This window comes from Brevundimonas sp. MEB006b, from assembly GCF_030209705.1.
GTDB lineage: Bacteria > Pseudomonadota > Alphaproteobacteria > Caulobacterales > Caulobacteraceae > Brevundimonas.
Genome location: NZ_JARVRL010000007.1, coordinates 16,158 through 36,646 on the forward strand (window position 1 = coordinate 16,158; position 20,489 = coordinate 36,646).

Consider the following 20,489-nt stretch of genomic DNA (forward strand, 5'->3'; position numbering starts at 1 on the left):
TCAGTCCAGCGTCGCGCCCGTCGTGCGCATGATCTCGGCGCGCAGTTCGGGCAGACCGAGACCCTTTTCCGACGAGGTCAGGGCCACCACCGGGAAGGCGGCGGGGCGTTTGGAGATCGCCTTCAGGGTCGCGGCCTGCACGGCCTCGCCCTCGCCCTTCTTCAGCTTGTCGGCCTTGGTCAGGACGATCTGATAGCTGACGGCGGCCAGGTCCAGCGCATCCAGCGCCTCCGTATCCACCGACTTCAGCCCGTGGCGGCTGTCGATCAGCAGATAGACCCGCTTCAGCGTCACCCGGCCGCGCAGATAGTCGCGGCCCAGATCCTGGAACTTCTTGACCGTGGTCTTGGACGCCTTGGCCCAGCCGTAGCCGGGCAGATCGACCAGACGCATCCGGCCGTCCAGATCGAAGAAGTTGACCTCGCGCGTGCGGCCCGGCTCGTTCGAGGCGCGGGCCAGCTTGTGCATGCCCACCAGCCCGTTGATCAGGCTGGACTTGCCCACGTTCGAACGCCCGGCGAAGGCGATCTCGGGCAGGTCGGGGTCGGGCAACTGCTCGATCTTGGCCGCGCCCATGATGAAGGTCGCAGGCCGCGCGAACAGGACGCGCGCCGCCTCGATGTCCTCGGGCGTGAACTCGGTCTCGTCGATCACGCCGGTGACTTCTTGAACCGGGCGAAGAAGGTATCGATCGGGTTCTCGGCCTTGTAGCGGTGCATGATCACATACTGCTGCAGGATGGTCAGGATGTTGGACCAGGCCCAGTAGATCAGCAGGCCCGCCGCGAACGGCGCCATGATGAAGGTGAACAGCAGCGGCATGAACTGGAAGATCTGGCGCTGGACCGGATCGGCCGCCGGCGGGTTCATCGCCGTCTGCAGCCACATCGTCAGACCATAAGCGATCGCCAGCAGACCCAGGTGCAGCGGGCCGGCCAACAGGCCGCCGATCAGCGGCGCCATCGCCGGATCCCACGGGATCAGGCCGAACAGGTTCCAGATCGACGACGGATCGCGCGCCGACAGGTCATGGATGAAGCCCAGGAACGGCTGGTGACGCATTTCGATGGTCACGGTCAGCACCTTGTACAGGGCGTAGAAGACCGGAATCTGAAGCACCAGCGGAAGGCATCCGGCGACCGGATTGATCTTCTCGCGCTGATATAGGGCCATCGTCTCCTGCTGCTGCTTCTGCGGGTCGTCTTTGAACTTCTTCTTGATCTCCTCCATCTTGGGCTGGAGGTTCCGCATCTTGGACATCGAGGCGTAGGCGTTGTTGGCCAGCGGGAACATGACCAGCTTGACGATGACGGTCAGGGCCAGAATGGCGACGCCGAAGCTGCCGACCAGGCCATAGACGTTCTCCAGGATCCAGAAGATCGGACGCGTCAGGAACCAGAACATGCCCCAGTCGATCGCATAGACGAAGCGCGGCAGGTTCAGGCTCTGCTCATAGGATTTCAGCACCTCGGCGCGCTTGACCCCGGCGAACAGGCGTTGGGTCTCGGTCGCGGTCGCGCCGGGCTGGATGGTGCGGGTGGTGCCCAGGACATTGGCTTCCAGCTGCTGGGCGCCGTTCAGGTCGCGGACGCGGAATTCGGTTTCGACCGCCTCGTTCTGCTGAGGCAGCAGGGCCGCTAGCCAGTATTTGTCGGTGATGCCCAGCCAGCCGCCGGTCGAGGCGTTCTCGATCCGCGGCTCCTTCAGCCAGTCCTTGTATTTCTTCTGTTCGGTCCGGTAGTCGCCCGGCTTGCCGAAAGTGCCGATCGCGCCCTCGTGGACGATGTGCGACGAGCCGGCTGCGGGCGGCACGCCCTGGCGCTGGACGCTGCCGTAGGGGGCGATGGTGATCGCCTGAGTGCCCAGGTTCTGGACCGTGTCCTGCACCGAGAAGACGTATTTGTCGTCGACCGAGATCACGCGGGTGAAGCGCAGGCCTTGGCCGTTGTCCCACGTCAGGGTGACCGGCGTCGTCGGCGTCAGGGTCGACCCATTGGTCAGGCGCCAGACGGTATTGGGTCCGGGCACGCCGCCGGCGACATTGGGGCCGGTCCAGCCGAACTGGGCGAAATAGGCGTTCTGCATTCCCTGCGGGCGGAACAGCTCCACCGGCTGGGGTTTGTCCTGAACCTCGCGGTAGTCGGTCAGGAACAGGTCGTCGATCCGGCCGCCCTGAAGTGACAGCGACCCCTTCAGCGTGCCGGACTGAATCGGCACCCGCGCGGCGGTGCTCAGCGCCTGGCTGCGGTCGGTGACGAAGGTCGGGCCCTGCGGGCTCAGCGCCGTGCGCGCGGCGTTGTCAGCGGTCTGCGACTGCTCGGCCTGGGCCTGCTGTTGCACGGCGCGACGCTCGGCCTGCGGACGCAGCACGGCGAAATAGTAGATCCCCATGATCAGGACCGAGCACACGATGAAGATGATCGTGTTGCGCGTGTTTTCGTTTTTCATGGATTCTGGCGGTCCTGGCCGGAGGGGGCGCGGGCGGGCGAGGGCTTGTGGGCCCCCCGATCATGTCGCGGTGTCGCCAGCCTTGTAAGCGTCGATTTCACGTCGTCAAGCAGACGGTCCCACGCACGCTCGGTCGTGCCCATGCGGGCGATGAAGACATAGTCGCTTCCGGGCACGCCATGCTGAGCCAGCATGGCCCGTGCAGCCTCGCGCAGACGGCGTTTGGCGCGGTTGCGCTGAACCGCCCCGCCGATCTTCTTGGTGGCCGTGAAGCCCAGGCCGATGTGCGGCGAACCGTCGCCGCGCTCCAGCCGCTGGATCACTACGGCGCCGCGCGCCTCGGAAACGCCTTTGGCGGCCGCCAGGAACTGGGGCCGCCGCAACAGACGCTTGATCTGTAAAAGGTCGCTCATGCGTCCAAAAGATCCGGACGCGTAAGCCGCTTACGCCGTCAGGCGCTTGCGACCCTTGGCGCGACGGCGCGCAACAATCTTCTGGCCGTTCTTGGTGGCCATCCGGCTGCGGAAGCCGTGACGGCGCTTGCGCACGAGTCGCGACGGCTGATAGGTCCGCTTCACGGTCGGCTCCTGACGTTAAAAGGTTGGGCGACGGGGCAAGAGGCGTCCGCCGCAGGAAGGGCGGGCGTATAAGTCGCATGTCCGCGTGAGTCAACGCTCGGACGGCATTTCGGGACGATGAAACGGATGGCGAAACGAACGGCGAAGGAATGGGCCCTGCGGCTGGCGCCCTTGGCGGCCATCGCCGGCCTGGTGATCGCCTTCTTCGCCCTGGGCTGGAACCGCTATCTGTCGATGGATCTGATCCGCGAGCACGGGCTGAACCTTCAGGCCTATGCGCAACAGAACTGGTGGATCGCGCTGGTCGCCTTCATCGCCGTCTACGCCGTGGCGACCGCCTCGACCATTCCAGGGCCCGTTTTCCTGACCCTGCTGGGCGGGATGATGTTCGGCCCCTATGTCGGGGCCCTGGCGCAGTCGACGGGGGCCACCATCGGTTCGGTCGTCATCTATTATGTCTATCGCACCTCGATCGGTTCGTGGCTGCGCGCCAAGTTCGAGGCCGACGCCGGCTTTATGGATCGGCTGGCCAAGGGCATCGACCGCAACGCCTTCACCACCCTGTTCACCCTGCGCGTGATCCCCAGCGTGCCCTTCGTCCTGGTCAATGCGACGGCGGGGATGATGGCGGTGCCGCTGAGACCCTACATCATCGCCACCTTCATCGGACTGCTGCCGTCCACCTTCATCTACACCTGGATCGGATCGCAGCTCGGCGACCTGCTGCGCGCGGGCGTGCGGCCGGACCTGCCGATGCTGCTGCAACAGTTCTTCTGGCCGTTGATGGGCGTGGTTTTCCTGTCGCTGCTGCTGCCCATCGGCATCAAGCTGTTCCAGATGATCCGTGCACGGCGGATCGGAGCGACAGCGGCATGAGCGCCCTGTTCGACCGGATCGCGGCGCGGCTGAACCTGACGCCGGACCAGGCCAATCTCTGGCGCGAGCGCCTGACCCCGCGCGCGCCCGACGGCCTGTCGGCGCGGCTGCTGCTGCTGACCGTCGCCTTCACCCTGGCGGTCGAGGCTCTGATCCTGGGCCCGAACCTGGCGGCCTTCCATGAGCGCTGGCTGCGCGACCGGCTCCAGGCCGCCGAACTGGCCTCGGTCGGGGTCGAAGCCCTGCCCTATAGCGCGGTCGAGGACGACACGGCCGCCGAGTTGATGCGGATCGGCGGGGTTCAGGCGGTCGCCCTGACAGAGCAAGGCGTGCGCCGCCTGCTGCTTCAGGCCCCCAACCTGCCCCGCGCGCCCGAACTGATCGACCTCAGGCGTCAGGACAGCTGGTCGCGCCTGACGGACCCGTGGCGCACCCTGTTCGGACATCCGGACCGCTCGCTGAGGGTTCAGGCCAAGCCGCGCTATCGCTCGGGCGACTTCATCGAGATCGTCACCCCTGCTCAACCGCTGAAGCTGGAACTGCGTGCCTTCCTGCTGAACAGCCTGCTGGTGTCCCTGCTGGTGTCGGTGACGGCGGGCGCGCTGCTGTATGGCGGTCTGGCCCTGCTGGTGCTGCGGCCGCTTCGTCGCGTCACCCGCTCGATGGAGCGTTTCGCCGCCGATCCCGAGAGCGAGGCCGAGGCGCCGTCCGATCGCCACGACGAGATCGGCCGCGTCGAGCGCGAACTCAGCCGGATGCAGGAGGAGGTGCGCCATTCCCTGCGCTCTCGCGCGCGTCTAGTCGCGCTGGGCGAGGCGGTGGCCAAGATCAACCACGACCTGCGCAACATGCTGACCTCGGCCCAGATGGCGTCCGAGCGGCTGGCGACCTCCGCCGACCCGCAGGTGGCCAAGGCTCTGCCCCGGCTGGAGCGCGCGCTCAGCCGCGCCGCCGGCCTGTCCCGCAATGTGTTGGAGTACGGAAAGAGCGAGGAGCCTGCCCCCCAGAAGACCCGCGTCGTACTGACCAAGGCTCTGACCCTGGCGGCCGAGGACGCCGGACTGGACCCCGACGGCGTGCGCCTGGTCAAACAGCTGCCGCCCCGGTTCGCCGTCGAGGCCGACCCGGATCAGCTGTATCGCATCCTGGTCAATCTGATGCGCAACGCCCGCCAGGCTATCGAGGCCGATCCCACGCGTCCGCCCGAGCGGCGCGGCAAGGGCGCCATCACCGTCAGCGCCTTTGGTCAGGACGGCTTCTGCGTCGTGCGCATCGCCGACGACGGCCCCGGCATTCCGCCGCGTCTTGCCGAACGCCTGTTCGAACCCTTCGTCAGCTCAAAGAGCTCGGACGGCTCGGGCCTGGGCCTGACCATCTCGCGCGAACTGGCCGCCCTTCACGGCGGTGACCTGCGTCTGGTCGAAACCGACGGAACAGGCGCAGCCTTCGAACTGCGCCTGCCCGGATAGGCGATCAGGCCGCCTTCAGGGTCGCCATGTCGATGACGTAGCGGTAGCGCGCCTCGCCGTTCTCGATCTTCACATAGGCGTCGTTGATCTCGGCGATGTCGATCATTTCGACCTCGGGGGCCACGCCGTTGGCGGCGCAGAAGTCCAGCACGTCCTGGGTTTCCTGAAGATTGCCGATCAAGGAGCCGCCGACCGTCTGGCGTTTGAAAGCCAGTTTGGAGTTATCGACCCCGTCCACGACATCGAGATTGCCCACGACGATGAAGGCCGCATCGCGCTTCATCAGGTCCAGCAGGGCGCCGATCTCGTGCTTCTCGGGCACGGTGGACAGGATGAAGTCGAACGTCCCCGCTAGGGGCGCCAGGGCCGTCTTGTCCGTCTCGATATGGGCCGCGTCGGCCCCCAACCGCTTGGCGTCCTCGATCTTTTCGGGCGTCGAAGTCAGGACGGTCACTTCCGCCCCCAGAGCCTTGGCCAGCTTGGCCGCCATATGGCCCAGACCGCCAAAGCCCAGGACGGCGACCTTGTCCCCCGCCTTGACGCCCCAGTGTTTCAGCGGCGACCAGGTGGTCACGCCGGCGCACAGGATGGGCGCGGCCGCCTTGGGGTCCAGGCCTTCGGGGATGCGCAACACGAAATCCTCGGGCACGACCACCACGTCGGAGTAGCCGCCGTAGGTATTGTCCCGGCCGTACATGTTGGCGCCGTCTTCGGTCTCGGTCGCAGGCGTCATGGGACCGTTATAGGTCGCCAACCAGCTGTTTGGACCCTCGCAGTAGTTTTGATCGCCGGCGCTGCAGGCCTCGCATTGGCGGCAGCTGTCGATCATGCAGCCGACGCCGACCAGATCGCCTTCCTTGAAGCGCGAGGTCTCGGCGCCCGCCTGTTTGACCCGCCCGACGATCTCGTGGCCCGGCACGCACGGATAGACCGTGTTGGCCCATTCGTTTTTGACCTGGTGGATGTCGGAGTGGCAGACGCCGGCGTAAAGAACCTCGATCACCAGCTCGTTGGGCTTGGGATCGTCGCGCTCGAACGTCATGGGCTCGAGCTTCGACCGGGCGGTCTTTGCGCCGTAACCGATTGATTGGAACATGAAAGTCTCCGGGGGCAAGGGGATGTTGCCGCAATCCCCCGCGCTCGAAGACGTTCCAGCGTCGCCCTATTCCAGACCGTCGTCGGACACGACGAAGGGCCGGTTCTCCGCCTTGGCCTCGGCCGCCAGCTCCTCCTGGACCAGATGCCAGCGCCGCAGCCGCTCATAGTCGATGGCGTGCTCGGGCGAGGCGTCCAGCCAGTGACGGAAGTCCTCGACCTGAAGCCTGGCGTCTGCGGCGGTCGTATCGGGCAGGGCCGGCACGTTCGGCAACTGGCGTGCGACCTCCGCGGGAATAGGGAAGTCGCCGGACGCGGTGCTCAGGATCATCGGTCTTCTCGGATAGGCTGCGGTCGGGAGAGGACGACAATGACGCGAAGCCAAGCCTTTCGCCACCTTTTCATCGCTGCGGCGTTGTGCAGCAGGATCACAATGGCCAAGCTGCGGGTAACGCCACGGCCTCGGGAGAGACAGTCATGATCGTTCGCACCGCCGCCGCCGCTACCCTGCTGGTCGCCGCCCTGACCGCACCCGTCACCGCCCAGACGACGACGGCGCCGGCGACCGCCGACCCCTATCGCGATCAGCGCGCCCTGCCCGACCCGGCCGATCTCGCCAGCCGCGACGCCCTGCTGAAGGCGCGGGGCGAGGCCTATCATCGCGCAAGCGACGCCCAGCAGACCGAAGAGGAACTGCGCACCACCCGCGCTCTGAACGACGAGATCGCCGCCCAGAACGCCCTGGCCGACAAGACCGACGCCGCTAACCGGCTGGACTACGACGCCGCCCTGGCCCGTCACCAGATCGAGGTCAGTCAGGCCGAGGAACAGGCGCGCGCCGCCGCCGAGACCGCCCGCTTGGCCCAGGAGAAATACGACCGCGACTACGCCGCCTGGCAGGAACAGGTGCGACTGTGCCGCACGGGCTTCCGCCCCGCCTGCACCGCCCGACCGGCGTGGGTCGCGCCGGCGCAATAAGGCGCCATCAGTCCGCCCTGGTTTTCGCCTCGGCGATCAGCGCGTCGTCGATTTCGCGGGCGCGCACAGCGGCCGGGCGTGTCGTGATCCGTTCGGCATAAGCCGTGAAGGCCGGCCGTTCAGGCAGGCTCTTGAACATCAGCCCCCAGGCGATCTGACTGCCGACATAGACATCGGCGGCGCTGAACCGCTTGCCAAGGATCCACGGACTGCGATCCAGCGCATGTTCCAGCCCGTCGATCACCTGATCGAACGAGCCGTAGCCGACCATGGCCGACTTCTCGGGCGGCGGCAGTTGACCCAGCGACTTGGCGGTCACCGCCGCCTCGACCGGTCCGGCGGCGAAGAACATCCAGCGATAATAAAGGCCGCGCAGCGGATCGTCCGTCGCCGGCGCCAAGCCGGCGTCAGGAAAGGCGTCGGCCAAATAGGCGCAGATGGCGGCGCATTCGGTGACCACGATCCCGCGATGGGCGACGGCCGGCACCTTTCCCATCGGATTGATCGCCAGATAGTCCGGCGACTTCATCGCCGCATAGTCGACCACGACGGTGCGATAGGGCTGGCCCACCTCCTCCAGCATCCAGCGGACGATGCGTCCGCGCGACATGGGGTTGGTGTAGAAGACGATCTCTTCGCTCATGGGGTGCTCTCCCTTTCGAGAGAGCCTACGCCCGAAATGGGAGATGTGTCAGCCCGCGGCCAGGCTCATGTCGCGCCGCGCCACCATGCGATCGAACGCGCCCCAGACGCCCTCGACACCGCGCCAGCCCGGAGCAATATGATCGCGACTACGCCCCTTGGCAGGAACAGGCGCGGCTATGCCGGTCGGGCCTCCGTAAGGCCTCATCGCGCGACCGGCCTGGATCCGGCCAGCGCAATAAACCGTGCCGGCTGAAACCATAGAGGGATCGGGCGGTTGTCTCTATCGAACCCCAAGCGAAAGAGACCCTCCATGGCCGATGCCACCGCCAATATCGCCGCAACCAAACGCTTCGGCGAGATCGTCAACACGGGCGCTCTGGACGCCTTTCCCGAGGTCGTGGCGGAGGCTTGCGTCGACAACGATCCCGCACCGGGTCAGGGACCGGGGCCCGAAGGCTTCAAGGCCTTCTTCACCGAGATGCGGACCGCCTTCCCCGACCTGAAGGTCAAACCTCAGACCATGCTCAGCGAAGGCGATCAGGTGGCCTTCGCCTACACCCTGACCGGCACGCACAAGGGCGACTTCCAGGGCGTAGCCGCTACGGGCAAGTCCATCGAGGTTCGCGGGATGCAGATCGGCCGGTTCGAGGAGGGCAAGATGGTCGAACGTTGGGGCAGCTCCGACGAGCTGGGCATCCTCAAACAGATCGGCGCGGCCCCCGTCTGAGGCCGCGCCCCTGGTCGCGGGTTCAGCCCGCGACCAAGCTCATGTCGCGGCGCGCCATCATGCGGTCGAACTCGGTCCAGACGCCGTCGGCGCCGTGCCAGTTTCCTTGCGTCGCCGCCTTGGAATATTCGGTGGCGCGGGCCTCGAAGAAGTTGGCGTGTTCGACGCCGCTGAGCAGCGACTGCAGCCAGGGCAGCGGGTTTTCCGTCACCCCATAGACTTCCGGCAGCTTCAACTGACGCAGGCGCCAGTCGGCGATGAAGCGGATGTATTGTTTGATGTCGTCCGGTGTCATGCCCTGGACCGAGCCCATCTCGAAGGCCAGGTCGATGAACTTGTCCTCCATGTTCACCACCGTCTTGCAGCAGTCGACGATGTCGTCCGCGACCGACTTGGTGACGGCGCCCGTCTCCTTGTTGAAGGCGTGGTACAGCTTGATGATGCCTTCGCAGTGCAGGCTCTCGTCGCGCACCGACCAGGACACGATCTGGCCCATGCCCTTCATCTTGTTCTGGCGCGGGAAGTTCATCAGCATGGCGAAGGACGCGAACAGCTGAACGCCTTCCGAGAAGCCGCCGAACATGGCCAGGGTCCGGCAGATGTCGGCGTCGGAATCCACGCCGAACTGGCCCATGTAGTCGTGCTTGTCCCGCATGGCCTCGTATTCCATGAAGGCGCCGAACTCGCTCTCGGGCATGCCGATGGTCTCGAGCAGCAGGGCGTAGGCCGCGATATGGATCGTCTCCATATTGCCGAAGGCGGCCAGCATCATCTTCACCTCGGTCGGTTTGAACACCCGACCGTAGCGTTCCATGTAGTTGTCCTGAACCTCGATGTCCGCCTGGGTGAAGAAGCGGAAGATCTGGGTCAGCAGGTTGCGTTCGCCGTCGTTCAGGGTCGAGGCCCAGTCCTTCACGTCCTCGCCCAGCGGCACCTCCTCGGGCATCCAGTGGACCTGCTGCTGCTTCTTCCACATGTCGAACGCCCACGGATAGCGGAACGGCTTGTAGGCGGCCGACGGGGTCAGAAGACCGGCGCGCTCGGGGAGGATGATCGGAGTGATGGCGTTCATCGAACTGGACCTGAGGGCGATTCTGAAGACGCGTTCACCATGCGATTTGAAGACGTCGGCGCCAAGTCAAAATAGGTCTATGTTGCGATCACAATTTATCGCGACCGCTAGATGTTGTGTCCGTGCCGCACATTCCTGGGGACGGGCCTGGGGATGAAGCCGCGCCCGACGGCTCAGGCGGCTTGGGCGTGCAGTCGCGACGCAGCGGCGCTCAGCGTCTCGTCGATGGCGGCATAAAGCTTGGCCTGGGTCACCGGTTTGGCCAGATGACCGTCCATGCCGGCGGACAGGCACCGTGCGGCGTCTTCGGGCATGGCCTCGGCGGTAACCGCCAGGATCGGCGTCCGGCTGGCGGGATCGGCCAGGGCGCGGATCGCGCGAGTGGCGGCTAAGCCATCCATCACCGGCATGCGCACATCCATCAGGATCAGGTCGAAAGCTTCGGCCGAGGCGGCGTTCACCGCCTCGCGCCCGTCGCAGGCCTCGGCGGTGTCGCAGTCGGCGGCCTGCAGCATGATGCGCAGCAGATCGCGATTGGCAGGGTGGTCGTCGACGATCAGAACCTTCATGCGACGGCTGTCCAGCGGCGCGCCGCTCTCCGTCTCCACCGGAATCACGACCGGCGCCTCGATCTCCACGGTGAAGGTCGAGCCCTGCCACTGCACACTTTCAACGGCGATCGTTCCGTTCAGCCGCTCGGCGTGGCTCTTGGCCAGGGCCAGGCCAACGCCCGCCCCCTCATGCGCGCGGCTGGTGGAGGCGTCCGCCTGTTCGAACAGGCGGAACACGCCCGCCAGGGTCTCGGCGTCCATGCCGCAGCCGGTGTCCGACACGGCGATCCGCAGCCGGTCATCGGTCCGATCGACCATGACGCCCACGCCCCCGTGCGAGGTGAATTTCGAGGCGTTCAGAGTCAGATGATGCAGAATCTGGCGAAGCCGCCGCATGTCGGTCAGCACCCAGCCGTCGGCCTCCGGCGCAATGTGCAGATCGAACGTCAGGTCGCGGATCTCAGCCCACTCGCGCGCCGGCGCCACGGCTTCCTGGATCAAGGCGCGCAGATCGGCGGGCTTCAGCACGACCTCGTCGCCTCCGCGCGAAATCTCCAGCAAGTCCTCGACCAGACGCAGCATGGATTCGCCGCACTGGCGCACCGCATTGACCTGGCGATGGCCCTCGGCGTCCAGACTGGTGGAGCGCGACAACAGGTCGGCATAGCCGGTCACCCCCGTCAGGGGCGTGCGCATCTCATGGCTCATCAAGGCCAGGAAGCGCGACTTCGCCTCGTCGGCGCGCTTGGCCCGCGCCAGGGCGTCCAGCGCCGCCGCCGTCCGCGCCCGCAGACGCGCCGTCAGCCGTCGACGCTCGGTCGACAGGGTGGTGATGGGCAAGACAGACCCGACGACGCACAGCAGGAACAGATGAAACACGTTCATCTGGCGCATCACCTCAGGCAAGGCGGCGAGAACCGGATCGGGCGGCAGGCGGGTCAGCACGACCGGCCCATGGCCGCCCAGCGTGGCGGCGCCGCCGATGGCCGCGACTAGCACCACCGCGCAGGCGGTGCTCGGCGGACCGAGCCGGAAGGCCAGAAGAATCAGCGGCGGAAGCACCGCGAACATCACCGGCGCCGACGACTGGGCAAACACCCACAGCGTGACGCCGCCGACCAGAACCAGCAGGGCGGCCGCCTCCGTCATCGTGGCCTGGGCGTCGTCCCTGAAACGATGGTTGCGCGCCAGCAGCAACAGGGACGGCGTGACGATCATCATCGCCAGCAGCTCCATGTCGAACAGGTGGTGCATCCGGAACACCAGCGTGCCCGGCACCTTCCAACTCATCAGCACCGCGACCGCGCCCGCCAGCAGGGTGCTGATCAAGACCGCCGGCACGGCGGCGAAGACGGCGAAACGGAACAGACGCCAGGGCCGGCGCATATCCAGCGCGGCCCCGCAAAAACGGCGCGCCAGCACGGCGGCGACGCAAACCTGGGTCAGGTTCAGGGCGACATTGGTGAACATCATCACGCCGGGGTCACCGCGCACGATGTTGCTGGCGAGGTTGATCGCGGCGCAGGCGAGCATGACGCCGATGGCCTGGCGACGATGAAGCTGAAGGACGGCGGCCAGAAGCACCGCATTGGCCGGCCACAGAACCGTGGCGCCGAAGGCATGCATGCTCCACTGGGCGACCGACAGGCACAGGGCGAACAAGGCCACATAGGCGTAGGGCGACGGCCCAGCCGCGCGGCCGGCCTCGTGACGGAAAAACCGCCAGCGCCCGCCTTCTGCGTTCACCCACTTCAGTCCCATGACGTAACGATGACACGCAGGGGTTAAGGATCCCGTAGCGGCCCACCTAAGTAGGATTGCGGAACCGCCGTTCAGCGTCGCCGTTTACTCGCCCTTGCCAGCGAAGGGCCCCAGCCAATGTCAGACGTGATCGCCGAACCGACCTTCGAGCCGCCGGCGGACGCCCTGGCCTTCTATGAAGAGAGCCTGCGCCTGCTCAAGGAAAGCGGCATTCCCTTCCTGTTGTCGGGCACCTATGCGGTCACGGCCTATACCGGCATCCGGCGTCCGACCAAGGATCTGGACGTCTTCTGCAAGCCCGGCGACTACCCCCGCATCCTGGCCTTCTTCCAGAAGCACGGCTACCGCACCGACGTCGAGGACGAGCGCTGGATCGCCAAGGTCTGGAAGGACGAGAAACACTTCTTCGACGTCATCTTCGCCATGTCCAACGGCACCATCGCCGTGTCCGACAGCTGGTTCAGCGAGGACCGGATCACCGTCTATGGCCATCAGGTCCAGATCACCCCGCCCACGGCGCTGATCCTGTCCAAGGTCTTCATTCAGGACCGCTACCGCTATGACGGGGCCGATGTGAACCACGTCATCCTGAAGCAGTCGGACGCCATCGACTGGAAGAGCCTGCTGGACCAGATGGACCTGTATTGGGAGGTGCTGGCGGCGCATCTGCTGAACTTCCGCTTCGCCTATCCGACCGAGCGCGACCGGATTCCGCGCTGGCTGATGGAAGAACTGGTCCAGCGACTGACGGCCCAGATCGATCTGCCGGCGCCGCGCGTGAAGGTCTGTCGCGGCCGGCTGTTCAGCCCGCGCGACTATCTCGCCGACGTCGCCGAATGGGGCTTTGGCGATGTCGTCGGCAAGGGGCTGGAGGAACGCCACGACCCCGTCAACTTGGGCCACTGAAAGGTAAGCCGCCATGACCGACGCCGTCCCCGATCCCCAGACGACCCACCCCGGCCTGGAGCCCGCCCCCGCCAAGGCGCTGCGCGTCGCCGCCGTCGGCGACCTTCATGTCGGCGAGACCACCGAGCATCGCTATCGCGACCTGTTCGAGCGGGTGTCGGACGACGCCGATGTCCTTTGCCTGTGCGGCGACCTGACCAATTACGGCAAGACGCCCGAGGTCGAGCGGCTGCTTGAGGATCTCAAGCTCTGCAAGATTCCGATGGTCGGCGTGCTGGGCAATCACGAGCACGAGTGCGGCCAGCCCGAGGTCGTCACCAAGATGCTGACCGACGCCGGGGTCAAGATGCTGACCGGCGAGGCCTATGAGATCGAGGGCGTCGGCTTTGCGGGCGGCAAGGGGTTCGTCGGCGGCTTCGGCCGCTATATGCTTTCCTCGTTCGGCGAGGCCTCGATCAAGCGTTTCGTGCAGGAGGCGGTCGAGGACGCCAATCTCATCGAGAACTCGATCCGCATGCTGCGCACCGAACGCTCCGTCGTGCTGCTGCACTATGCGCCCGTGGTCGAGACGGTGATGGGCGAGCCGCCCGAAATCCACGCCTTCCTGGGTTCGTCGCGTCTGGCCGAGACCATCGACCGCTATGACAATGTTCGCCTGGTCGTGCACGGTCACGCCCATCGCGGCGGGCCGGAGGGACGCACCACCAGGGGCACGCCTGTCTATAATGTCGCCCTGCCGGTGCTGAAGACCCTGGGCGACAAGCCTTATCGGGTCTTTGAAATCTGATCGGACTGTAGGAGGGTGCGGCCGGGGCTGGGATGCAGCCTCGTTCGGGGCCGCAAGGCGGCCCGTCGTGGAGTTTCCGATGCGCCTTTTGTCTTCCGTCGCGGCCGTCGCCGTCCTGGCCCTGACCACCCCCGCCTTCGCCGCCGGTCAGGCCGCCGCCCCTGCGCCTGCGCCGCAGGCCGCTCCGGCGCCTGAACCGGCCGAAGAGGCGGACAGTCCCGAGGAAGCCGCCTTCGAGGCCAAGGCGGAAGCCTTCGGCCAGGTGATGGAAACGATGGCCAGTGAGATGCAGGCCGCCGCAGCCCAGGCCGACAAGACCAAGGCCAAGGCGGACCTGGACGCCATCCAAGCCAAATATCAGCCCCAGGTCGACGCCTTCGCCGAAGATGTCCAGACGTTCGCCGTCAGCAGCGGCCAGGCGACGCCCGAACAACTCGCGCCTGCGATCCAGCAGATCAAGGGCATCCCTGCCGATGTCCGAGGCAAGATCGACGCCGCCGCTGCGCCCGCCGCCGCAGCCTCGGCCGAACCGCAGTAAGCCGAGCCTTACCGCGATTTCACTTGAGACGGGGCGGCGGAGGGCGGAGTTTGCGCGGGTCATTCAACGGGAGCCGTCCCATGATCCGCCTGCTCAGCCTGACCGCCGCCCTGGCGCTCGCGCCCCTCTCCTCAGCCCTGGCGCAGACCCCCGCGCCTGCGCCCACGCCGGCTCCGGCTTCCGCTGAAGCCGCCGAAGCCCGCATGGAAGCCGCCGCCGAGGCCTTCGAAGCGCGCATGGAGACCTTTGGCGAACGCGCCGAGGCGATTTCCGAAGACGAGAGCCTGAGCGAGGCCGAACGCGGTCGTCGCATCGCCGCCCTGTGGTCGGACTATGCGCCCGATGTCGCCGCCTTCACCGCCGAGACCACGAAACACGCCACCGAAATGGCGGCCCAGGCGCTCAAGGATATCGATGTCGACGCCATCGTCGCCGACGCCCTGAACGACCCCGAGGTCAAACAGGCGATGGAAGAGGGGATGCAGAAGGGCGTCGTCACCGCAGAAGGCATCGCCCGCAACAGCGCCTGGACCAATCCGACGCCCGAGCAGATGGAGACCTACAGCCTGGTCGCCCAATACGCCCTGGACCAGGCCGCCGACGCCGTCGTCGAGGACGAAGCGGCCGCCGAGGTTCCCGAGGCGCCCGAGGCCCCGGAAGCCCCCGAACCGCCGGCGCCGCCCGCGCGCCCGGCCACCTAACATCCGCGTCTCCTCCCCATGAAATGGGGAGGGGGACCGCGCTGCGGTGGAGGGGCTCTTTGATCCCTACGGACGCCGATGAATGGATGAAGAACCCCTCTGTCACGGCGCAAGATGCGCCGCGCCACCTCCCCGCGACGCGGGCAGGAGACAGAGCGCCTTGACCGCGCCCGACTAAGCAGCGACATCGCGCCGCATGCCCGCCCTGCCCGTCGATCCGCACCTCTATTCGACCTTCCTCGGCGTCATGGCGGTGATGGCGATCACGCCCGGCCCCGCCAATCTGTTCGCCGTCGCCACCGGCGTTGAAAAGGGCCGCGCCTCGGCCCTGATCGGCGTCTTGGGCATGAACGCCGCGACCCTGGTGTGGTTCGGCGCGGCGGCCCTGGGTCTGGGCGCCCTGGTCAAGGCCTTCCCCGCCGCCTTCAAGGTCATCGCCGTGCTGGGCGCCCTCTACGTCTCCTGGCTGGGGATCAAGGCGCTGCGCGGCGCCTTCGCCACCGCCGCCGATCCCGACGAGGTCGTCGTCAAGAAAGGCCGCAGCGCCCTGATCGACGGGTTCGCCGTCCAGATCGCAAACCCCAAGGCTATCCTCTTCTTCACCGCCGTCCTGCCGCCCTTCATCGACGTGAACCGGCCGGTCGCGCCGCAGATGGCGATGTTCGCCGTGGCGGCCATCGGCATGGATATGGTGTCGATGAGCACCTATGCCCTGTCCGGCGCCGCCTTGTCGCAACGCATGCAGCAACCACGCTTTCGAAAGGGCTTCGGCGTCTTCGTCGGCCTGCTGCTGATGGTCGCCGCCGTACTGATCGTAATGAGGCTCTAGACGCCGCGACGCTTCGTCATACAGTGGTCGGGAACGCCTTCGTTCATGCTCCGTTCAGCCGTCAGAGCGCCCGAATGGGCGATCAAGGAGTTTGATGTCATGAAAACCCTCCCCCTGAAGACCCTGGCGGTGACCGTCGCCGCCGGTCTGGCTCTGGCGGCCTGCGCCACCGCCACCCCGTATCAACCCGCAGGCTTCAACGGCCAGCGTGGCGGCTATGCCGAGCAGCGCCTGGAGAACAATCGTTTCCGGGTCAGCTTCTCGGGCAATTCGCTGACGTCGCGCGAACAGGTCGAACAGTCGCTGCTGCTGCGTTCGGCCGAACTGACGGTCGAGAGCGGCTACGACTGGTTCTCCACCGTCAACCGCGCCACCGACCGCGACACCCGCTTCGTCGGCACGCCCGATCCGTTCTATTCGGGCTATAACCGCTTCTACAGCCCCTACTGGGGTCCGTCGTGGCGCTACTATCGCAGCGGCTTCTGGAGCCCGTGGGACCGTTACGGCCCGTGGGGCGTCAACGACTTCGACGTCCGCCAGGTCGACCGCTTCGAGGCCAATGCCGAAATCGTCCTGGGTCGTGGCCCCAAACCCGCCAACGACCCCAACGCCTTCGACGCCCGCGAGGTGATTCAGAACCTGGGTCCGCAGGTCACCCGCCCGGCGGCCTGATGCTGAAAGCCCCTCTCCACGGCGTGGAGAGGGGCTTTTTCTTTCATCCCACCCGCGGCGACTTCAGCCGGCGCTTGTTGGAGTGGGTCGCCGGCGCCGTGCCGAGATCTTCCGGCACCTCGCCCTTGAAATAGTAGCGCTGCCAAGCCTCCTTGGCCGCATCCGGATCGCCGCCGGCCAGACGCTGGTTGAAGTCGGTGCGGGCGCGGTTCCAGGCCTCGAACTGACCCTTCATCACCGGGTTGGATTCCAGCGTGCGGATGATCGGCTGGAACTGTTCGACCTTCTTGTGCTCGATCAGATTGATGAAGCAGAAGGGTTCGCCCTTCTCAAACGTGATCCGTCCCGGCCGGGTGAATATCCAGTTCATCGTGAAGGGGAAGGGCAGCCAGTCCGTCTCGATCAGCCCGACCAACGGTTGGATGCCGTCCTTCACATGGTTGGGCGACCCAGAGCACATCATCCCCCAGCCGGGCGGCGTGCGGAACAGATATTGCGGATGCATGGTCAGCACCCCGCGCGAGAAGTGCGAGGTGACGAAATGGGCCAGATCGTGCTGGGGCCGATCCGGCGTGATGACGATGTCTTCCTGGCGCGGCCCGCCGTTCCACTCGGCCGAGAAGCCGAACGGGCACAGGATCTCCCATCCCGTCGTGTTGGCCATGTTCAGCGGCAGGCAGCGATAGGGGTGGCGGCTGATGAAGGCGTCCATCCAGTTGCGCGACTGGCGGCCGGGCACCAGGTCCGGCGGCCGGGCCGTCATCGGATAGCATTCCAGTTCCAGCGGGCGCGTGTTGACGGTATCGACCATGACCATTTCCTAACGCCCGAAACCCGACGGCTCAACCATGACTGACGCACCCGCTTTCGACCGCGAGACCCTGACCGTCTGGCTGAAGGCGAACGGCGTGGATCACGCGACCCACGACCACCCGGCCGTCTTTCGGGTCGAGGAAGGGCTGGACCTCAAGGCCGACCTGCCCGGCGCCCACACCAAGAACCTGTTCCTCAAGGACCACAAAGGCCGGCTGTGGCTGATCTCGGCGCGTCAGGACACGGTGATCGACCTGAAGCGCGCCGCCGCCGTCATGGGGTCGGGCCGCTTGTCGTTCGGCAACGAGACGCTGATGTGGGAAACGCTGGGCGTCCGCCCCGGCTCGGTCACGGCGCTGGGCCTGATCAACGACATCGACCGCCGCGTGACCTTCGTGCTGGACCAGCGCCTGTGGGGGGCCGACATCGTCAACTTCCACCCCCTGACCAATACGGCGACCACCGCGCTGGATCAGACGGCGTTCCGGCGAGTGCTGGCGCTGCTGGGGCGGGAGCCGGTCGTGGTGGATTTCGAAGCGATGGTCTGACTAAGAGACCGCTTTTCAATCTGAATTTGGACTTCCTAATTCAGTCTCGTCGCAGAACTTATGGCTTGGGGTTCGATCCTTTTCCGCCTTCGATCGACAGGCGTCATGTCCATAAAATCGAAGCGAGCGGTTCGTCCCGATTTCGTGGAAAGCACTGCCTTAAGTGTCATCGGGTCTACTGTGATAAAAACCCCTTCGTGCGTCATCTGTCGCAGCACATCCAAACGCGCCGGATCACGCAGATCACATTGCGCTTGCGGCGACTTGCCAAAAGGATCTAGCGCGTCGCTGATCAAAACACTGCGGCTCTGATCGAGGCGTCCCCAGTCTTCACAACCGATGGACAGTCTATACGTCGAGGCTTTCATGGTATCCGAGTTCAAATCCGGCAGCCTCATCTCTACACGAGACCCGATTGCTGGCGCGCCATCGACCTCAACAGCATACCAGTAACCGATCAAAGAAGGACGACGGTCATCGGATTGGCACCCCGTGAGCCAGAGCACTCCGAGCAGACCTAAGCCTAGTCTGCTCGCCGCAATCCGACTGATTTTGGCCACGACGCCCTCAAGGTTTTGCCTGCGGAAAACAATAGCATCCCGATATCCACTTTCTATCCTCACAGACACTACCAACGCTCGCTTGACGATCTGCGCCGCCGCCCCATCTCGAGGATCACGGTCGAAATGACGACGCACAGCGGAGAATTCAGACGAATTAGACGAATTAGACGGTGTTTTTCATGACCACTGTCTGAAATCCCGGCGCGACCTTTTCCCGGCTTGATGCCGACGCATCCCGACGCCATCTGAACCGTTGAACCTGACCGATCTCTGCGCGGACCTCGCCCATGACCCTGCTCGACCCGACCCTGACCCCCGACGCCGCCGGCGACCTGATCAAGGAAGGCACGGACGCCTCCTTCATGACCGACGTGATCGAGGCGTCAAAACATCAGCCGGTCATCGTCGACTTCTGGGCCACCTGGTGCGGGCCGTGCCGGACCCTAGGTCCGGCGCTGGAGAAGGCCGTGCGCGCCGCCAAGGGGGCGGTGAAGATGGTCAAGATCGATGTGGACGCCAACCCGGCCTATGCGGGCCAGCTGCGGGTGCAGTCGATCCCGACCGTCTACGCCTTCGTCAACGGCCAGCCGGTCGATGGCTTCCAAGGCGCCATTCCCGACAGTCAGATCAAGGCCTTCATCGACAAGCTGACCGGCGGTCAGGGCGGCTCGACCGAGACGGCGCAGCTGCTGGAGCTGGGCGAGGAATCGCTGGGCCTGAACGACTTCGGCGGCGCGGCCCAGGCCTTCGCCCACGTCCTGTCGATCGAGCCTGAGAACGAGAAGGCCATCGCCGGCATGGCGCGGGTCTATCTGGCGGGCGGCGACCCGGAACAGGCGGCCCAGACCATCGCCATGGCGCCGCAGGATTCCAAGGAGCCGACGGTCCAGAGCGTGCGCGCCCAACTGGCCCTGGCGTCCAAGGCGCCCACCGGCGATTTGGCCGGCGCCTCGGCCGGACTTGAGGCCAAGGTCGCCGCCGATCCGAACGATCATCAGGCGCGCTTTGATTTGGCCGAGGCCCAGAGCGCGGCCGGCGACTTCAAGGGCGCGGTCGACAATCTGCTGGCCATCATCCAGGCCGACCGTGAGTGGAACGATCAGGCGGCCCGCAAACAGCTGCTGGTCATCTTCGAGGCGGCGGGCCTGACCTCGGACGTGTCCAAGGATGGCCGTCGCCGCCTGTCGTCCATTCTGTTTTCGTAAGCGCGAAACCACCGGCCTCAAGTCGCCCGAAAGGCGATAGGCCAAGGAGAAGTGATGCCTCAAGGCTATGTCCGCGCCCTCGACCTGCCCCAGGTGATCCCGGTGTTCCCGCTGGGCGGCACCATCCTGCTGCCGCGCGGACAGCTGCCGCTGAATATCTTCGAGCCGCGCTATCTGAACATGGTGGACGACGCCATGGCCGGGGACCGGATCATCGGCTTGGTCCAGCCCAAGGGCGGCACGCCGGCCCTGCCCGGCCTGTCGCCGGTCGGCTGCGCAGGTCGGATCACCAGTTTCGCCGAGACTTCCGACGGGCGCTATCTGATCACCCTGACCGGCGTGTCGCGTTTCCGCATCGCCGCCGAGATGCCGTCCAAGACCCCCTACCGCCAGGTTCGCGCGGCGTTCGAGGCCTATGAGGACGATCTCGTCTCCCCGCCTGAGGAGCCGGACTTCGACAGGGACGCCTTCCTCGACGCCCTGCGCGCCTATATGGCTCACCGGCTGCTGGACATCGATTGGGAGACGGCCGAGACCGCGCCGATGGAGGCCCTGGTCAACAGCCTGTCGATGGCCCTGCCGTTCGAACCCGCCGAGAAGCAGGCTCTGCTGGAGGCCATGGGCCTGATGCCCCGCGCCGAGGCTCTGACAGCCCTGATGCGCATCGACGCCGCCGACGGCGGTGACGATGCTGCGCCGTCCATGCAATAAGCGGCTACGCTTTCAGG

24 protein-coding genes are annotated in these 20,489 nt (G+C 66.0%); 13 read left to right on the top strand and 11 right to left on the bottom strand.

Annotation, left to right across the window (positions count from 1 at the left end):
- From yihA to rpmH, 4 genes are read right to left on the bottom strand one after another with little or no spacing between them, the layout of a single operon-like run.
- Entirely contained in the window at window positions 1-654 is a 654-nt protein-coding gene (gene yihA, locus QRN13_RS12015) for a ribosome biogenesis GTP-binding protein YihA/YsxC (protein ID WP_284878084.1), read from the bottom strand.
- Window positions 651-2,447 carry a membrane protein insertase YidC gene (yidC, locus tag QRN13_RS12020; protein ID WP_055754639.1) on the bottom strand — a complete coding sequence of 599 codons (1,797 nt, stop codon included), beginning with the start codon at window positions 2,445-2,447 and terminating at the stop codon, window positions 651-653. Before yidC ends, yihA begins: the two co-directional genes overlap by 4 nt.
- A complete protein-coding gene (rnpA, locus tag QRN13_RS12025) occupies window positions 2,444-2,860 on the bottom strand; it encodes a ribonuclease P protein component (RefSeq protein ID WP_091752382.1) in 417 nt (138 codons plus the stop codon). Before rnpA ends, yidC begins: the two co-directional genes overlap by 4 nt.
- A 30-nt stretch (window positions 2,861-2,890) precedes the next feature.
- Window positions 2,891-3,025, bottom strand: a complete 135-nt coding sequence (gene rpmH, locus QRN13_RS12030; RefSeq protein WP_003164000.1) for a 50S ribosomal protein L34 — start codon at window positions 3,023-3,025, stop codon at window positions 2,891-2,893.
- A gap of 126 nt (window positions 3,026-3,151) precedes the next feature.
- On the opposite strand from rpmH, the gene QRN13_RS12035 reads away from it, so the two are divergent.
- Window positions 3,152-3,901 carry a TVP38/TMEM64 family protein gene (locus tag QRN13_RS12035; protein ID WP_284878085.1) on the top strand — a complete coding sequence of 250 codons (750 nt, stop codon included), beginning with the start codon at window positions 3,152-3,154 and terminating at the stop codon, window positions 3,899-3,901.
- Complete coding sequence (locus QRN13_RS12040; RefSeq protein WP_066625151.1) at window positions 3,898-5,370, top strand: sensor histidine kinase; 1,473 nt, start codon at window positions 3,898-3,900, stop codon at window positions 5,368-5,370. Before QRN13_RS12035 ends, QRN13_RS12040 begins: the two co-directional genes overlap by 4 nt.
- A 4-nt stretch (window positions 5,371-5,374) precedes the next feature.
- Here QRN13_RS12040 and QRN13_RS12045 read toward each other — a convergent pair whose 3' ends face one another.
- Both QRN13_RS12045 and QRN13_RS12050 read right to left on the bottom strand, forming a co-directional pair.
- Window positions 5,375-6,466 (bottom strand): NAD(P)-dependent alcohol dehydrogenase, encoded by a 1,092-nt coding sequence (locus QRN13_RS12045; protein WP_066553790.1) that lies wholly within the window; start codon window positions 6,464-6,466, stop codon window positions 5,375-5,377.
- Between the two features lie 66 nt (window positions 6,467-6,532).
- Window positions 6,533-6,796: a hypothetical protein gene (locus tag QRN13_RS12050; protein WP_284878086.1), complete on the bottom strand. Its 264-nt coding sequence runs from the start codon at window positions 6,794-6,796 to the stop codon at window positions 6,533-6,535.
- Window positions 6,797-6,942: 146 nt separating this feature from the next.
- Between QRN13_RS12050 and QRN13_RS12055 the strand changes: the two genes are divergently transcribed.
- The gene (locus tag QRN13_RS12055; RefSeq protein ID WP_284878087.1) at window positions 6,943-7,443 is read left to right on the top strand and encodes a hypothetical protein; all 501 of its coding nucleotides are present in this window, start codon (window positions 6,943-6,945) and stop codon (window positions 7,441-7,443) included.
- Between the two features lie 7 nt (window positions 7,444-7,450).
- On the opposite strand, the gene QRN13_RS12060 is transcribed toward QRN13_RS12055, so the two are convergent.
- The gene (locus QRN13_RS12060; RefSeq protein ID WP_284878089.1) at window positions 7,451-8,086 is read right to left on the bottom strand and encodes a glutathione S-transferase family protein; all 636 of its coding nucleotides are present in this window, start codon (window positions 8,084-8,086) and stop codon (window positions 7,451-7,453) included.
- A 312-nt stretch (window positions 8,087-8,398) separates the two neighbouring features.
- Between QRN13_RS12060 and QRN13_RS12065 the strand changes: the two genes are divergently transcribed.
- The gene (locus QRN13_RS12065) at window positions 8,399-8,815 is read left to right on the top strand and encodes an ester cyclase (protein ID WP_284878090.1); all 417 of its coding nucleotides are present in this window, start codon (window positions 8,399-8,401) and stop codon (window positions 8,813-8,815) included.
- Window positions 8,816-8,837: 22 nt separating this feature from the next.
- On the opposite strand, the gene QRN13_RS12070 is transcribed toward QRN13_RS12065, so the two are convergent.
- Together QRN13_RS12070 and QRN13_RS12075 are read right to left on the bottom strand one after the other, a co-directional pair.
- A complete protein-coding gene (locus QRN13_RS12070; protein ID WP_066625135.1) occupies window positions 8,838-9,887 on the bottom strand; it encodes a ribonucleotide-diphosphate reductase subunit beta in 1,050 nt (349 codons plus the stop codon).
- 173 nt (window positions 9,888-10,060) lie between these two features.
- Window positions 10,061-12,199: a response regulator gene (locus QRN13_RS12075; protein ID WP_284878091.1), complete on the bottom strand. Its 2,139-nt coding sequence runs from the start codon at window positions 12,197-12,199 to the stop codon at window positions 10,061-10,063.
- Window positions 12,200-12,316: 117 nt separating this feature from the next.
- Here QRN13_RS12075 and QRN13_RS12080 point away from each other — a divergent pair, with 117 nt between their 5' ends.
- From QRN13_RS12080 to QRN13_RS12105, 6 genes are all read left to right on the top strand, one after another.
- Window positions 12,317-13,105: a nucleotidyltransferase family protein gene (locus tag QRN13_RS12080; protein ID WP_284878092.1), complete on the top strand. Its 789-nt coding sequence runs from the start codon at window positions 12,317-12,319 to the stop codon at window positions 13,103-13,105.
- Between the two features lie 13 nt (window positions 13,106-13,118).
- Entirely contained in the window at window positions 13,119-13,892 is a 774-nt protein-coding gene (locus QRN13_RS12085; protein ID WP_284878093.1) for a metallophosphoesterase family protein, read from the top strand.
- A 79-nt stretch (window positions 13,893-13,971) separates the two neighbouring features.
- The gene (locus QRN13_RS12090; RefSeq protein WP_284878094.1) at window positions 13,972-14,430 is read left to right on the top strand and encodes a hypothetical protein; all 459 of its coding nucleotides are present in this window, start codon (window positions 13,972-13,974) and stop codon (window positions 14,428-14,430) included.
- 80 nt (window positions 14,431-14,510) lie between these two features.
- A complete protein-coding gene (locus QRN13_RS12095; RefSeq protein ID WP_284878095.1) occupies window positions 14,511-15,131 on the top strand; it encodes a hypothetical protein in 621 nt (206 codons plus the stop codon).
- 196 nt (window positions 15,132-15,327) lie between these two features.
- Window positions 15,328-15,960 (top strand): LysE family translocator, encoded by a 633-nt coding sequence (locus QRN13_RS12100; RefSeq protein ID WP_284878096.1) that lies wholly within the window; start codon window positions 15,328-15,330, stop codon window positions 15,958-15,960.
- Between the two features lie 99 nt (window positions 15,961-16,059).
- Entirely contained in the window at window positions 16,060-16,632 is a 573-nt protein-coding gene (locus QRN13_RS12105; RefSeq protein WP_026108394.1) for a CC0125/CC1285 family lipoprotein, read from the top strand.
- A 43-nt stretch (window positions 16,633-16,675) separates the two neighbouring features.
- Here QRN13_RS12105 and QRN13_RS12110 read toward each other — a convergent pair whose 3' ends face one another.
- Window positions 16,676-17,443, bottom strand: a complete 768-nt coding sequence (locus QRN13_RS12110; protein ID WP_156146787.1) for a DUF6065 family protein — start codon at window positions 17,441-17,443, stop codon at window positions 16,676-16,678.
- A gap of 37 nt (window positions 17,444-17,480) precedes the next feature.
- Between QRN13_RS12110 and QRN13_RS12115 the strand changes: the two genes are divergently transcribed.
- Window positions 17,481-17,993, top strand: a complete 513-nt coding sequence (locus QRN13_RS12115) for a prolyl-tRNA synthetase associated domain-containing protein (protein WP_165114541.1) — start codon at window positions 17,481-17,483, stop codon at window positions 17,991-17,993.
- Between the two features lie 35 nt (window positions 17,994-18,028).
- Here the strand turns inward: QRN13_RS12115 and QRN13_RS12120 are convergent, their stop codons facing one another.
- Window positions 18,029-18,691 (bottom strand): hypothetical protein, encoded by a 663-nt coding sequence (locus tag QRN13_RS12120; RefSeq protein ID WP_284878097.1) that lies wholly within the window; start codon window positions 18,689-18,691, stop codon window positions 18,029-18,031.
- Window positions 18,692-18,843: 152 nt separating this feature from the next.
- On the opposite strand from QRN13_RS12120, the gene trxA reads away from it, so the two are divergent.
- Complete coding sequence (gene trxA, locus QRN13_RS12125; RefSeq protein ID WP_271042114.1) at window positions 18,844-19,761, top strand: thioredoxin; 918 nt, start codon at window positions 18,844-18,846, stop codon at window positions 19,759-19,761.
- Between the two features lie 54 nt (window positions 19,762-19,815).
- Window positions 19,816-20,472 (top strand): LON peptidase substrate-binding domain-containing protein, encoded by a 657-nt coding sequence (locus tag QRN13_RS12130; protein WP_026108391.1) that lies wholly within the window; start codon window positions 19,816-19,818, stop codon window positions 20,470-20,472.
- The last annotated feature ends 17 nt before the right edge of the window (window positions 20,473-20,489 follow it).